This window comes from Erythrobacteraceae bacterium WH01K, from assembly GCA_027941995.1.
Taxonomy (GTDB): Bacteria; Pseudomonadota; Alphaproteobacteria; order Sphingomonadales; family Sphingomonadaceae; genus CAJXSN01.
Genome location: CP115967.1, coordinates 19,269 through 33,739 on the forward strand (window position 1 = coordinate 19,269; position 14,471 = coordinate 33,739).

The window sequence follows — 14,471 nt, forward strand, 5'->3', positions numbered from 1 at the left end:
CTATTCCTCGCAATTTGCCACGTGGCAACATCAGATCGCGCCCTCCCCGGACCGACTCGCCCAAGACGCGACAACATCATGCTCAATGTCGTCGCAAACCGCGGTGAGATATTTGAGGCAGCGCATGTGCACGTCACGCGAAGTCACCGGTCGATCGAGCTCGAAAACTGTTTTCAGACGAGAGCTCGCATTGTCGATTTCCGCGCTGGTCGGCATGATCGATGTGAGCATCGAGCCGCCGAAAACATCACGCATCATAGCCAGCAATTCGCGATGCATCGACTTGTTCTCGTCGACGCGGCTCGCAACGACGCGGATAAAATTATAGGCGGGGCGCGCCCTACCCCCAAGCTGCTCAAGTTGTTCCATCGTGGTTCGGGCCATGTCGACGAAGGAGACCGTTGACGAGAAGTCGATCACGCTCGGCGGCATTGGAATCACCATCGCGTTTGCGGCCTGCAAGACTGCCATGGAAACCATGCCCAAGGCTGGCGGTGGGTCCATGATCACAACGTCATAGTCGTGCACCACTTCACCGATAGCTTGCGAGATAAGATCGATTACGTCGAAGCTTCGGGTCTGCGCGAGATGCGCCGCGATTTCATATTCCAGATTGTACAGCTTCAGGTTTGACGGAAGCAGATCGAGGCCATGAAAATGCGTCTTGCGGATGATCGAACGCACACCGAGCAATTCCGGGTCATGGAAGTGTCCGTAAAGAGTATCATTCTCGCCGAGATCAATATCGGGCCGGTAACCGAACATCATGGTCGAACTTGCCTGGCTGTCACAATCCACCAGCAGCGTTCGATAACCCTTTATTGAAAAATGCTGGGCCAGATGCACGGCAATCGTGGATTTGCCGACACCGCCCTTGAAGTTCGATACCGAAATGATGGCCGGCATATCCTCAGGCTCTCGCCAAGGCCGGGTGTCGAAGACCTCCCGCATGTGATCGAGCTCGGCAAGATTATAGGGCAGGCGATGACCCGAAGGTGTTCGCTCGCGTTCAGGCAGCCGGCCATCGCGTTCGGCCTCGCGTATCGCCGAGGCGGTCCGATCGACCAGTTCGGCAGCCTTAGAGATGGAATAGGTGGGGCCAGCTTTTTCACCGGTCTCGGGATCCATAGCGTGCGTCTGCAGCCGTTTAAGGATCGCCAACGACTTACGGTGAAGGGAACGGAGATCATCGGTCGCCGTGTTCTCCGAGCTCGCTGTGTCAGAAATTTGGGTCGCCATCTGCTGTCCTCGTTGGAAGTCTCGGAAAGAAATAGACCCAGTTGAAGATTTCGGCAACGACTTGGCCAAAATACCTACAACCTCACCGATGATCTCCGAGCCATTTGGGCCGGAACTAGCATCGGGTTTGCGAATGACCGATGATCTACGAGCTCTTTCGGCGGCACAAACCCGCGGGTAGGGCAGGGTGGGGTACTTGTGGACAAGTACCGATGATCTGCGAGCGCAACCGATGACCTAGGTGCCAAAATACAATGATCTCGGTGCTTTCGAACCGATGATCTCGGAGCACATACCTACTTAATAAGAATCTCCTTCTCCGAATCCGATTCGCAAATCGTTTTCATTTTGTGATTTCGTTTCGGAAAGATCGCTGCGAACGCCGAACGGACCCGAGATCATCGGTGGATTTGCAGGTTTGACCGCCAGAATTGCGCAAAAATCGCCAAAAGGGTTGATTTGCCCATCCAACCCTGTTGTTGATCGCAGCACCACAACCCGGCGAATCGGGGAAGGGGACGATGACGCAGGATGACAGGACACCGCTCGGGCACCAATACGCACTCGCCATGCTTTCCGGCGGGGCCGACGAGGTGCGTGAGCTCGCAGAGTATGCCGGTACGCAGCTGACGCTTGACGCATTTCTGCGAGTACAGGACGAGGAACCGGTTCCCGCGTTCTTGCATTCCGCGCTGTGCGCGATGTCTCTTCCGACCAAGCGCCCGAAAAACGAATTCGAGCCGATCATTCGTGAAGACGGACGCTATGCATTGGCGATCAATCCCCGGCCGGTTCTCCAGGACGTCGATGGCAAGCGTGTGATGAAGAGCCTTGGCGTACCCTTTGGCTCTTACCCGCGCGTCGCACTTATCTATATTCTTTCTCAGGCAGTGCAGCAGCGTTCGCGCGACGTGTTCCTTGGTCGAAATTTCACCGACTGGATGCGGCGGCTCGGCTATCAGACAATTTCGTATGGTCCCCGCGGTACGGCCAATCTCATGAAACAACAGGTCGATCGCCTACTCGCCTGCGAATGGCAAATTCGCTGGGACGGAGGAGAAACTGACCAGAACGCCTTCGCTGTGCGTGACGTAAAGATCTCCAACGAATATGCGGGCTCGCTCGACAAAGACGGTGCCTTCGCGCGCGAAATTCGTATGTCCGAAGTCTTCTACCAACATCTGGTAGAGCACGCGGTCCCGCTTAATGAGGTCGCAATCCGCGAGTTGAAGGGCACGCCTACGGCGCTCGACCTCTACACTTATCTTGCCTACCGCTTGCCGCGGGTTACCGCCGGTCGCGGACAGGCGATATCCTGGGATCAACTTGCGAAGCATCTGGGCAACGCAGCGGACAGCAAGCGATTCAGGCAGACCGTCCGCGAGACGATGCAACTGGTCTCTTCGGTCTACCCCAATGCCAACATCGATGTGTCTGGTCGCAAGGTTGTGCTTCATCCATCACCCGCCCCGCTCGAGAAAAAACTTGTCGGCACGCACTTGCGCCTTGTTGGCGTGGAGCCTCGCAAGAAGCGGGGAGGGGAGGGGGCCAAGACCAAAGGCCCGAATACGGCAAAGCAGACGGTCGAAGACTTGCTAGCTTTTCCGAGCGGCTCACTTCAGTATGGCAAACGCGAAGAGGCGTTCCTGAGAATCGGCCGGGACAAAGGGGCGCCTTGGGATGTCGACTTGATGGCCGGGGAGTTTCGACGCGGCTTCCCCGACGTCTCGCGCAAGCGCACAGAAAAGGAATGGTTGAGAGTTTGGGAAAGCTTCGTGACCTCCTACGCCAAGCGCCGAAAGCCCTGCTGACTCCCGTCTTCGTGGCCACACATATTGACAAAGCGTGGCCACGGCGCTATTTCCTCTCCCAAGGAGATAGCCGTGACAAATATAGATCTGATTGCCGCTATTCGCGATCTGCCTGTACGAGACAGCGCACGTCTCAAAGACGCATTGATGGGGACCTTAAGTCGACTTTCGGGTGGCGAGCCTCTTGCGGTCCGGGCATTCAGGGATCGGTTCAGCGCCATCAACCGCGAGGTTAGCGAGGGGGGCGTTCAACTGGTCGCAACCGCCGGATCACAAAACGTCTTGGTTTCACTCGATAGTCTCGCCGCTCTCATTGAATCGGTTCACCAGAGTATGAGCTTTGCCGACCAGCTTGAAATGTCGGGTTTCGAAGCGCTCGAGGTGGCAATGGTGGAAGATCAGGATCCCCTCGACGATGAGGGCCTTGTCTTTGGAACTGCAGTGATGGCTGAAGAGGCTTAGCGGCCAGCGTGCTGTATCTGCTCTCGACGCAAGTCCTGTTGGACATCCTCGGCAAACAATCTCCCGGCACGCAATGGATGACTACCGCACCGGCAGGATCGGTGGAAATTAGCGTCGTTTCGATCGGGCAGGCTCAGCGCTATATCGGCAAGCTCTCGTCGGCATCCGAGAGAGAGAAACTGATGCGCGCTTTGCGGCGCATTGAGGCCACCGTCACTGGCAAGAACCGCGAGCATGAGGGCGTGGTGCCATTCGAAGGCGAGGCCGCGCGCATCTGGGCCGAGCTAGCGGACGCCGACTTGCCATACATCGTTCGCAATTCAGGTCACCCCGAGCGCGAAGTGCCGCTAGGGGCGACCGGTCGCATGGTCGTGGCGACCGCGCTGGCGCGAAGCGGTACTCTTGTAGAGGCTCCGCAGCCCTATCACGAGAAGATCGCCCGGCTATTGGTCGAACATCCGTGACCAAAGGACAGGATCCAGAAGATCAATTGGTCATGCCCGAGGGCGGGCCATTCGAAGCTGGCGGGCGATATCAGGCGCTATGCCTGTCCGGAGGAGGATATCGCGGGCTATACACCGCAATCCTGCTCGAAGAGCTCGAACGACGGGCCGGAAAACAACTTCGCGAATGCTTTGATCTGATCGCCGGAACCTCGATCGGCGGTATCCTTGCAATTGGTTTGGCCGCGGGGATCCCAGCCCATTCATTGCGGCTGTCTTTCGAAAAACACGGCAGCGCAATCTTTCCCAAGACCAATCGGATATTGGGTCTAAAGATTCCGCGCCTGTCGCTACCGGCTTTTCGCCACCGATATTCGAATGACGGCCTGAGAGAGACAATCAAGACGATTCTCAATGACCCCGGCGAGAAACTCACAATGACCGACGCAGGCCCATCGCTCCTCATTCCCAGCGTTAATGCGACTACCGATGCCGCGGCGGTGTTCCGCACATCGTCCAGCGATCAAAACCTGACGCTTGTTGATGCCGCTCTCGCCACTTCGGCCGCACCGACCTATTTCCCCGAACACGCTATCGGCGATGAGAATTTTGTAGATGGCGGGCTCATTGCCAATGCGCCCGATCTCTTGGCCATTTCGGATGGCCTTCAAGCGGGCTTTCGCAGAGAGGATATCCATGTCCTCAGTCTTGGCACGGTCGAAACCATTGCAGGCCGGCGCATCCGCCCGCCATCCGGAACGGGCTACGTGACAGGTGCCAAGCGGCTTTTCGAACTAACTCTCGATGCGCAACAACGGTTGGCTCTCAATGAAAGCCGCGCGCTGCTCGGTTCGAATTATCTGCGCATCGATGCGATTGCTTCTCCGGATCAAATGCGAGACCTAGGCCTCGACCGGATCGATAAGCAGAGCCGAAAGACACTCAGTGCCCTCGCGACAGCAAGCATCCGAGATCAACTCGGCTCCGATATCGGTCGCCTGAGAGGCATGCTCGGCCGCAGGGCGGAATGGGTCATGTAATCCAACATTATCCTGACTGGCCGGCCTGCCATATCGAACCCCTCAGTGCCGCCTAGACCGAGGAGGGGGAGGGGGGAGAGCGGATGGATTTAAGGTTGATGTCACATGCTTACCGCTCTCAAGCCTACCAAGGAAACCATTGATCTCGTCGCCGGCTTGAAGGGGCGGTGGCACGGTTCGTATGCCATGTGCCGCTGTCCCGCCCATGCCGACGAAAAGGCGTCGCTTTCCATCCGGCAGGGTAATCGCGGACTACTGGTCCATTGCTTCGCCGGGTGTCGCAGTGAAGACGTTCTTCGCGAACTCTCACGAACCAGACCGGTCTTCAATTCGCCAACGCCCGAGTATCGAACGGGTGCATCGACGCAGAATGCGCGGCGCATCTGGGACCAGGCTACCGAAATCAAAGGAACGCTTGCAGAAGCCTATCTGCGATCACGCAACCTTCCTCAGTCCTTGAGAGATTTGCGCTATCACGCACGATGCCCGTTCGGCCGCAAGCCGAATGCCGTGTTCAGGCCGGCCCTGATTGTGGCCGTGCGGGAAGGGACGAAGATCAAGGCCATCCAGCGCATCGCGCTCGGTCCGGGAGGACTGTCACATAAGGGTAAATACATGCTCGGACGACCGGGCATGGCGGCCTGGTCGCCAATCATGAAGGGCACCACACTCGCTCTGGCGGAAAGCATGGAGGATGCCGCCGCCTATACGAAGCTGAAAGGCACGCCGTGCTGGAGCACGCTGGGGGCCGAGCGATTGCCTCTGGTCCGCATCCCGGACGGGGTGGCAACTCTCGTAATAGCCGAGGACAACAACCGGGCAGGAAGGCTGGCGGCGCTTGCAGCCGTCGCGGCGCACGAGACTCCGGAGCGCCGCGTGCTTCGCGATCCGCCCCCACGAGCCGCGGCCGACTGGGCGGAGGTCAACGAAAACGCCGGCGCATAAAGGCTTCGAAGAACAGAGGAGGGGAGGGGGAGGATTGGTTGCGGATCAGCATCAGGAGCAGACCGTGACCGACCTATTCGACATTTCCGAACAGCGCCTCAAAAACGCGATCGAAACCGTGGCTGCTGATATCGGCAATGCGTGTCTTTCGAAAAAGAGACTCTTCGAGACGATGGAGGAGCTGCACGGCTGCACATCGGCGAACGGGACATGGACCCAGCGCGATGCCTACGACCTTCTGGAAGCCGGGCTTGCACTTCACCTGACCAGCCTTGGGCCCATCGTGCGCGCGGACATCCCTTCGATCTCCGACCTGGTCGAGTCCCTCCCGACCCAAACCGTCAGAAGCGAGGATCAGATCCGCTTCCAGCAGTTTTCGACTCCGGCGGACCTGGCAGCCTTGGCCGTGATCGCCGCGCAGCCTCGGAGCAGCGATATCGTCCTCGAGCCGAGTGCCGGTCACGGCTCACTCGTCACCATGTTGCCGAGCGTCGAGGAACTGCACCTCAACGAGCTCGATCGGCGTCGGCGCGAGAAACTGAAACTCCTTTTCACTGGCGCGACCATCACCGGCTTCGACGGCGCCATGCTGACTTCGCTGGCCGCGCCCGAACTGCGGCCGACGCTGATCCTCATGAACCCGCCGTTCTCCCGTTCGCAGGGCAGAGGCGTCGATGAATACGCCGCGCTCCGCCATCTGCGGGCCGCGCTCTCGAAGGCCAGTCCCGGCGGCCGGGTAGTGGCGATCATGCCCGACTGGTTCACTACCAGCGCCAAAATGATCCGAATCTACGAGGAGACCTTTGCGAACTGCACCGTCCAGACCTCCGCCAGGCTCGCGAAATGCTATCACAAGCAGGGCACCAGCGTGGCCGTGCGATTGATGGTGATCGACAAGACGCCGGGGAACTCGAAACCATCGATTATCGCGCGCGATACCGTCCGCGAACTTGCAGACTGTCTTCCCGTCGTAAAACGAACAACGGTTCTCTGCGAGCGCACATCGGTGCCCCCGCAGCCCAAGCCGAAGGCGACCAGCCTCTTCAAGTCGATGCGCGCCAAGCCGCGGACGACGCCGCGGGTCGACCGCAAGATCTCGGTCCGCGAGATCGTGCCCGTGGAATACACCAAACTTGAAGCCCCGCGCGCGCTCGGTACGCAATCAGGGGTCTACGTTCCCTATCGGCCCAGTCGCATCGATATCGAAGGCTCGCGCGAACACCCGACGCCTCTGGTCGAGAGCGTCGCGATGGGTTCGATTCCGGCCCCGGTACCGGACTATGTCCCGCGTCTGCACGACCGCATCCTGACAGACGCACAGCTCTCCGAGGCACAGCTCGAGACGATCATCTATGCCGGCAATGCCTGGACGCAATTCCTCCCCGGCAAGTTCACCCCGTCCGATGAAGGCGTAGGGCTTTCGCTGTCCGAAGACGGCAGAGCCTATCGCAAGGGCTATTTCCTAGGCGATGGCACCGGGGCGGGGAAGGGGCGGCAGGTTGCCGCTTGCATCCTCGACAACTGGCTCGCGGGCCGTCGTCAGGCAATCTGGGTCTCCAAGAACGAAAGCCTTCTCGAAGACGCCCGACGCGACTGGTCCGCGATCGGCGGGCTTCCGGCGGACATCCAACCGCTTTCGAGCTGGAAGATCGATGACGAACTTCCTTTTCGCGACGGCATCGTTTTCGTCACCTACCCGACGCTGCGCAGCCAGCGCCAGGACGCAACCCGCCTGAAGCAACTCCTCGACTGGGCAGGCACCGACTTCGAAGGCGTCATCGCATTCGACGAGAGCCATGAAATGGGCGGCGTCGCCGGCGGGGAGGGTGCCCGCGGTGCCAAGGCAGGGTCGCTGCAGGGTATCGCAGGCGTTCTCCTTCAGAACCACCTCCCGGATGCCCGCGTCCTTTACGCCTCTGCCACCGGAGCATCGGACGTGAACAATCTGGCCTATGCCGTTCGTCTCGGCCTGTGGGGTCCCGGCACTGCCTTCTCCAACCGCGAGGACTTCATCAGCCAGATCCGTTCGGGCGGAATAGCCGCGATGGAACTCGTCTCGCGCGATCTGAAGGCTTTGGGTCTTTACCAGGCTCGCGCACTCAGCTTCGCCGGTGTCGAATACGAAGTGCTGAAGCACGATCTGACAGACCAGCAAATCGGCATCTACGACACCTACGCTGACGCCTGGGCGATCATCCATCAGAACATGGAAGAAGCATTGGCACTTACCAACGTCGTCGACGACCTCGATGGCGATACCCTGAACAGCGGCGCGAAGGCTGCGGCGCGCTCGCGCTTCGAAGGTGCCAAGCAGCGCTTCTTCAACCAGGTGCTGCTTTCAATGAAGCTGCCGACCTTGATCGCGGCGATCAACGACCATGTCGACCAGGACAAGGCCATCGTCGTCCAGCTCGTGTCTACCGCAGAAAGCATTCTCGATCGCCGCCTCGATAGCCTATCGCCAGAAGAGCGGGCCGAACTCGACCTTGACCTGAGTCCGCGCGAAAACGTCATCGACTATCTCGAGCGCGCATTCCCCACACAGCAGATGCAGGTCTTCGTCGACGACACCGGCGAGGAACGCTCGATGCCGATGTTCGACAACGAGGGACGCCCGGTCCACAATGCCGCGGCGATCGAGAAAAAGCAGCGTCTCATCGAGCACCTCTGCGCACTGCCACCCATCAAGCCCGCGCTCGACAGTATCATCGAACATTATGGCACCGAGAAGGTCGCCGAAGTGACAGGACGGACGAAGCGACTCATCACCCAAGGAGACGGCAGCCAGAAGCTCGAAACACGCTCGGCGCGCACGAACCAATCCGAAACCGATCACTTCATGGATGGGCGCAAGAACATCCTCGTGTTCAGCGACGCCGGCGGCACGGGTCGTTCGTATCACGCCAGCCTCGATGCCAAAAATCAGCGCCAGCGCGTTCACTTCCTCCTGGAGCCGGGCTGGCGCGCCGACCGCGCGATTCAGGGGCTGGGCCGAACGCACCGGACGCACCAGGCCGAAACGCCGCTCTTTCGTCCGGTCACCACGAACTGCAAGGGCGAGCTGCGCTTTACCAGCACAATCGCTCGCCGGCTCGACAGTCTGGGCGCCCTGACCCGGGGCCAGCGCCAGACGGGCGGGCAGAACCTGTTCGATCCCGCGGACAACCTCGAAAGCGAATACGCCAAGGCGGCGCTCGTGACATGGTTCGGACTGCTGGCCGAGGGCAAGCTATCCAGCGCGACGCTGCTCGACTTCCAGAAGCGGAGCGGTCTCAAGATCGCGTCGGCCGACGGAATACTGGAAGAGGACCTTCCTCCGATCCAGCGCTGGCTCAACCGCATACTGGCATTGCCGATCGCCATGCAGAACGCGATCTTCGATGAGTTCCTAGCTCTGGTGGAAGCCCGCGTATCCGCGGCCCGGGATGCCGGCACGCTGGATGTCGGGGTCGAGACCATCCAGGTCGAAAGCGCCAGCGTCGCCGAGGATATCGTGCTCCGAACCGACGAACGAACCGGAGCAACCTCGCACCTGCTGCGCATCGATCTGACAACCCGGTATCAGCCGACTACGCTGGAAAGGGTGCTCGAGCGGCGTGAATGGTCCGATGGCTGCATCCTCATGCGCAATACCAAGAGCGACAAGGCCGCGCTCTGCGAACCATCGCGCCACTTCATGACCGAGAAGGGCGAGCTCATCCAGCGCGTGATCCTTCACCGGCCTTTGCGGCGTGAATACCACCAACTGCGCGACCTCGAAGAATCCGCGTGGGTAGAATGCGCCGAACCCCGCTTCGCGAAGCTGTGGGAGGCTGAATCCGAAGACAGCGCATCCCGCCTGCACACCGAGACGGTCCATCTCGCCACGGGCCTGCTGCTACCCATCTGGTCAAACCTTCCGCGCGATTATCTCGAAGTGAACCGGATCGTGGATCTCGAAGGTCGCAGCTGGCTCGGACGCATCGTCTACGACACCGACGTCGCCGACGTGCTGAAAGCCTTCGGCGTGAACTCGAGCGTGAAGCTCACGGACGAAGCGGTCGTCAAAGCACTGCGTGAGAACCGCAGCATCACGATCGAGCAGCCGTTCGGCGCGGTGCTGAAGCGCTCTCGCGTCGCTGGCGATCTTCGCATCGAAATAGCTGGAGCGCCTGCCGACCAGATCGAATGGCTGAAGAGCATCGGCTGCTTCACCGAGATCATCGCCTACCGCACCAGGGTTTTCGTCCCGGCGGACAATCCGGAGCCCGTCGTCAAGTCGCTGCTCGGTTTCCAGCATTCCTGACAACGAGCACGAGCACCTTCGAACCGAGGAAAGGGGAGGGGGAGGGTGAATGGTGTCCGGTGAATAGCCGGTCGACCATCAGGAGATACGACAATGCAACTCATCCAGCTCAGTAAGCTCGACCAGAGCGAGGACAATGTCTGCAAGCGACCCAATCCGGAGTTCGAGGAACGCCTGTCCTTCGATATCGAGGCCCGCGGCGTCCTGCAGAACCTCATCGTCGCAAAAGCAAAGAAGCGCGGTCGCTTCGAGGTGATCGGAGGCGGCAAGCGGATGCGCGCCATGCACCAGATCGTCGAACGCGGCGCGATGGACGCAGACTTCGAGGTTCCCTGCCTCGTAATAGATCGCCGCGAACACAATGCGAGCGAAGTGTCGCTGGCCGAGAACTTCCAGCGCCTGCAGATGACGCCGGCCGAAGAATGCCAGGCCTTCCAGCATTTCATCAAGGAAGACGGCGACACCGCCGCGGTCGCAAAGCGCTTCGGTCTCACACAGCGTTTCGTCGACGGCCGCCTCCGCCTCGCCAACCTGGCCGGACCGATCTTCGAAGCGCTGGCCGCCGGCGACATCACGCTCGACCTCGCCAAGGCCTATGCCGCAACCGATCAGCATGAGGTGCAGCTGCGCGTCTTCGAGCAGATGCGTCATGCGTGGAACCCCAGTGCGGACGCAATCCGCCGGATGATCGCCGATGGCTCGCTGCGCGGCAACGATCCCATCGCGCTTCTCGTCGGCGAGGACGCCTATGTGGCTGCGGGTGGCAAGATCGAGCGCGACCTCTTCAGCGAAGCGGCCGACGATCGCTGGATCGATGTCGAAATCGCCCACCAGCTTGCCGCCACCAAGATGGAAGCCGAAGCCGAACGGCTCGCTGCAGAAACGGGGCTCGCCTGGATCAACCCCGTGGCGGCCACCAATTCATGGAGCGCTCGCAGCGAACTCGGCGTCAACCCGGTTCGCCTCCCACCGGCACCACTCTCCGAGGAAGCCCGCACGCGGATCGACGAAATCGACGCGCGCATGGACGACATCAACGCCATCTTCGAGGACGAAAGCGCCCAAGATGAGGACGGGGTGGATCTCGACAAGCTCGAGATCGAATACGACACGCTCTCGAACGAACGCGACGATCTCAACAACCCCGTGCGCGAGCTGCCCGAGGAATGGCGCGGCGAGGCCGGTCGCTTCCTCATCCTCACCAACAAGGGCGAGATGGTGCTGGAGAGCGACTACTACAGCGAGAAACGGCTCAGCTTCGAGCAGGACGAGGACGGCAACGTCACCGCCACCAGCGAGGACGCGCCGACCCGCGGCGGCACGAGCAGTCAGGCCGGACGCCCGTCGACTCCCGAAGCAGTCGCGCCGGGCGGTGAGAAGCCGATCAGCGCGAAGCTGTTCGACGAACTGTCCGTCCAACGCCGGAACATCCTCGCCGCCTCGCTCCTCGGCGACCCGGGTCTCGCGCTCGACTACGCCATCTTCGCCTTGTGCGACGATCGCAGCTACGAGAGCAAGGGCACCTCGCTCAAGGCGGGCAAGCCGCAGGACCCCGCCTACGGCGATATCCCGCAGTCGGCGGCCGAAGGGATCCTCGCCGCGGCCGAAGATGCGCTCGACAAGGCGTGGCATGAGCCCAAGGAGGTCGCCCAGCGATTCCTCGCCTTCCGCGAACTCGACGACGAGGCCAAGGCCGCATGGCTCTCCTACGTGGTCGCAGTCTCGCTGGAAGCGAAGAAGGGCTACAATTCGGAGTATCATCCGATCCACTCGGTCCTCGGCAGCATTCTCGACGTCGACGTCGCCGCAATGTGGCGCCCGACTTCGCAGAACCTCTTCGACCGCATCAACAAGACGTCCTGCCTCGCGGCCCTCACCGATATCGGCGGCTCCGAACTGGCGGCACGGTACGCGGCATCCAAGAAAGCCGATCTTTCAAGGACGTGCGAGAAACTCTTCTCCGGCGACGCGATCGTCGAAGAGGATGTCAAGGAACGCGCTCTCGCGTGGTTGCCCGAAGCGATGAAGTTCGAGATCTCCACCGGTGACCTCGATCAATGCGAGGCGCCGATCGAGCCGGACGGCGATGACGACCTCGCCGATACGGACGACGGCAAAACTGCCGAGGAACCCGAAGACGTCGACGAAGAAGCGGCGGTGGACGCCTGAGGGCGTCGCCAACCTCCTGATGCACTGGCCCGGTCGCTCCACTCGAGCGGCCGGGTCTTTTTCATGCCCGGAGATACTTCATGAAACGCTCCCCCAAGCGCGACGTCGCGCAGGACATCACGAACCTCATCATCAGAAAGATCGAGGAGGGCACGCTGCCCTGGCGGCGCCCATGGAAGAAGACAGGCGCTGGCGGTGCGCCGCTGCGCGCCAACGGCGTGCCATACACCGGCATCAACCGCCTGTACCTGTGGGCCGTTGCGGACGCGATGGGATATCAATCGCGCTATTGGATGACATATCGGCAAGCTCAAGAGCTCGGCGGGCAGGTTCGCCGCGGCGAGAGCGCCGAACCGAGCATCTATTTCAACACGACCAAGAAAACCGAGGTCGATCGCTCCACCGGCGAGGAATCCTCGCGCACGATCCGCTTCATGCGCGCCTATTCCGTCTTCAACGCCTCGCAAATCGACGGGTTGCCGGTCCATTTCTATCCCGACCCCGTACCCGAAGCGCCGCCGACACCATCGCAAAAGGCGGCGGCGATCGCGGCGTTCTTCGCGCCCATTCCGAGCGAGGTTCGCTATGGCGGTGACCGGGCGTTCTATTCTCCGGGCGGCGACTTCATCCAGATGCCGCACCGCCACAGCTTCGTGAACGAGGACGGCCTAGCCGCAACGCTCGCTCACGAAACCGGACACTGGACGGGACATCCCAACAGGCTCGCGCGCACGTTCGGCAAGCGCTTCGGCGACAAGAGCTATGCGTTCGAGGAACTCGTAGCCGAGCAGATCTCGGCACGAATCTGCTACGAACTCGGGCTTCCGGCCGATCTCCACGAAAGTCACGCCAGCTATATCGGCCATTGGCTCGACATCCTGAAGTCGGACAAGAGCGCGATCATCACCGCCGCCGCGAAGGCCGACCAGGCATTCACCTTTCTGGCTGAATTCTCCGGCTACGACAGCGAAGCAAAGGAGGTGGGCCATGAGGCGGCTGCACTTCAAGCTTACGCTTGAGCCGGGTCTGGAAGCGGTCGTGCGCCTCGCGCAGCTCCACCAGTACGCGACCGACCTCGTCGATGGCGAGCGGGTTCTCATTGGACCAGCACTCAGGGAAAGGATGGTGCTCAACTTTCCAGCCAGAGAACCCGGTGACGTCCTAAATAGCCTGCTGGGCGAAGGGCCTGTTGGTTGGACCCTATCCGGACAGGAACAGGGCGGTTCCCTGGTCGTGATCTCGACCGAAGGTCCGGGGGTCTCGTTCTCCGCGATTGGGCGGATCCTCGAACAGGTCGCCCCAGAGGCATTTCTGAAGCCGATCGCCTACGAGCCCATACCGGGGAACTCCCTGACGGCGCATTCCAAAGCGCTGCATTGAGGGGAGGGGGAAGGGGGCCATTGCATCTGCAATGGAAGGGAAGCCCCATGACCTGCGACATCGACTACCGCTATCGCCGCGCGCTCGAACCCGACGGGTTGACCACATACGAGACTGCGGTTCGCGCACTGAACGAGGCGATAGACGACGCCCGCCTCGCAGGCATCCCGGCGGCCGGCTGCCCCGCCGTGCTTCTGCTCACCCGGCACCTCTCGCGGATCGCCGACGGAGAGCAAGCCGGTCGGCGCCACGAGGATGCCGAGCTGCGGCAGCGATGCCTCGACCGGCTCAGCGATCTCAAGCATTCACCCGCGATCGTGGCGCTGGTGCGCCGCGGTCTCGACTATCGGCAGGAGGAGCTCCGGCACTACCGGCGCGAAGGGTCCCGGACCCTGCGCATGATCGCATTCGAGCTGGGGATCGCCCACAGCGATTATCGCCTCGGATACACGACGCCGCAAGAATCTCTCGCCGGAGACCACACGCTGGAATCGAAGGGCCTGTTCGTCAGGATCTCGCCCGAACGCTTCGGGGAGTCGGGCGTCGCCTGGCGTAATCCGCACTGGAAACCACCTGGCGCGACGCTGCGCAAGGCACCCATCACGGTGCTTCGCGACATACCCGGTCTCGCCAAGCGGATCGCCCGAGAACTCAAACTTCCCGCCCCGGCACAGGCCGGGCTCATCTGAAGGAACAC

General features: G+C 61.1%; 11 protein-coding genes. 10 read left to right on the plus strand and 1 reads right to left on the minus strand.

Annotation, left to right across the window (positions count from 1 at the left end; genetic code table 11):
* Window positions 1-30: 30 nt before the first annotated feature.
* Window positions 31-1,239, minus strand: a complete 1,209-nt coding sequence (locus PF049_13665; GenBank protein ID WBY18086.1) for an AAA family ATPase — start codon at window positions 1,237-1,239, stop codon at window positions 31-33.
* Between the two features lie 521 nt (window positions 1,240-1,760).
* Between PF049_13665 and PF049_13670 the strand changes: the two genes are divergently transcribed.
* The 10 genes from PF049_13670 (at window position 1,761) to PF049_13715 (ending at window position 14,463) form a co-directional block, all read left to right on the plus strand.
* On the plus strand, window positions 1,761-3,050 hold the full coding sequence (locus tag PF049_13670; GenBank protein WBY18087.1) for a replication protein RepA: 1,290 nt from the start codon (window positions 1,761-1,763) through the stop codon (window positions 3,048-3,050).
* 72 nt (window positions 3,051-3,122) lie between these two features.
* Complete coding sequence (locus PF049_13675) at window positions 3,123-3,512, plus strand: hypothetical protein (GenBank protein ID WBY18088.1); 390 nt, start codon at window positions 3,123-3,125, stop codon at window positions 3,510-3,512.
* Window positions 3,513-3,589: 77 nt separating this feature from the next.
* Window positions 3,590-3,976, plus strand: coding sequence for a hypothetical protein (locus PF049_13680; protein WBY18089.1), 387 nt, complete (start codon window positions 3,590-3,592; stop codon window positions 3,974-3,976).
* Window positions 3,973-4,995: a CBASS cGAMP-activated phospholipase gene (locus PF049_13685; GenBank protein ID WBY18090.1), complete on the plus strand. Its 1,023-nt coding sequence runs from the start codon at window positions 3,973-3,975 to the stop codon at window positions 4,993-4,995. The genes PF049_13680 and PF049_13685 overlap by 4 nt, the downstream gene beginning before the upstream one ends.
* 105 nt (window positions 4,996-5,100) lie before the next feature.
* Entirely contained in the window at window positions 5,101-5,940 is an 840-nt protein-coding gene (locus tag PF049_13690; protein WBY18091.1) for a toprim domain-containing protein, read from the plus strand.
* Window positions 5,941-6,112: 172 nt separating this feature from the next.
* Window positions 6,113-10,225 (plus strand): strawberry notch family protein, encoded by a 4,113-nt coding sequence (locus PF049_13695; GenBank protein ID WBY18152.1) that lies wholly within the window; start codon window positions 6,113-6,115, stop codon window positions 10,223-10,225.
* Window positions 10,226-10,318: 93 nt separating this feature from the next.
* On the plus strand, window positions 10,319-12,394 hold the full coding sequence (locus PF049_13700) for a ParB/RepB/Spo0J family partition protein (GenBank protein WBY18092.1): 2,076 nt from the start codon (window positions 10,319-10,321) through the stop codon (window positions 12,392-12,394).
* An 80-nt stretch (window positions 12,395-12,474) separates the two neighbouring features.
* Window positions 12,475-13,413, plus strand: coding sequence for a zincin-like metallopeptidase domain-containing protein (locus PF049_13705; GenBank protein WBY18093.1), 939 nt, complete (start codon window positions 12,475-12,477; stop codon window positions 13,411-13,413).
* Complete coding sequence (locus PF049_13710) at window positions 13,382-13,774, plus strand: hypothetical protein (GenBank protein ID WBY18094.1); 393 nt, start codon at window positions 13,382-13,384, stop codon at window positions 13,772-13,774. The genes PF049_13705 and PF049_13710 overlap by 32 nt, the downstream gene beginning before the upstream one ends.
* Before the next feature lie 47 nt (window positions 13,775-13,821).
* Window positions 13,822-14,463 carry a hypothetical protein gene (locus tag PF049_13715; GenBank protein WBY18095.1) on the plus strand — a complete coding sequence of 214 codons (642 nt, stop codon included), beginning with the start codon at window positions 13,822-13,824 and terminating at the stop codon, window positions 14,461-14,463.
* Window positions 14,464-14,471 lie beyond the last annotated feature (8 nt).

Excerpts from the sequence above, each read along its gene's own strand:
- PF049_13665 (WBY18086.1), bottom strand. The coding sequence starts at position 1,239 with ATGGCGACCCAAATTTCTGACACAGCGAGCTCGGAGAACACGGCGACC.
- PF049_13670 (WBY18087.1), top strand. The coding sequence starts at position 1,761 with ATGACGCAGGATGACAGGACACCGCTCGGGCACCAATACGCACTCGCC.
- PF049_13680 (WBY18089.1), top strand. The coding sequence starts at position 3,590 with ATGACTACCGCACCGGCAGGATCGGTGGAAATTAGCGTCGTTTCGATC.
- PF049_13690 (WBY18091.1), top strand. The coding sequence starts at position 5,101 with ATGCTTACCGCTCTCAAGCCTACCAAGGAAACCATTGATCTCGTCGCC.
- PF049_13695 (WBY18152.1), top strand. The coding sequence starts at position 6,113 with ATGGAGGAGCTGCACGGCTGCACATCGGCGAACGGGACATGGACCCAG.
- PF049_13700 (WBY18092.1), top strand. The coding sequence starts at position 10,319 with ATGCAACTCATCCAGCTCAGTAAGCTCGACCAGAGCGAGGACAATGTC.
- PF049_13705 (WBY18093.1), top strand. The coding sequence starts at position 12,475 with ATGAAACGCTCCCCCAAGCGCGACGTCGCGCAGGACATCACGAACCTC.
- PF049_13710 (WBY18094.1), top strand. The coding sequence starts at position 13,382 with ATGAGGCGGCTGCACTTCAAGCTTACGCTTGAGCCGGGTCTGGAAGCG.
- PF049_13715 (WBY18095.1), top strand. The coding sequence starts at position 13,822 with ATGACCTGCGACATCGACTACCGCTATCGCCGCGCGCTCGAACCCGAC.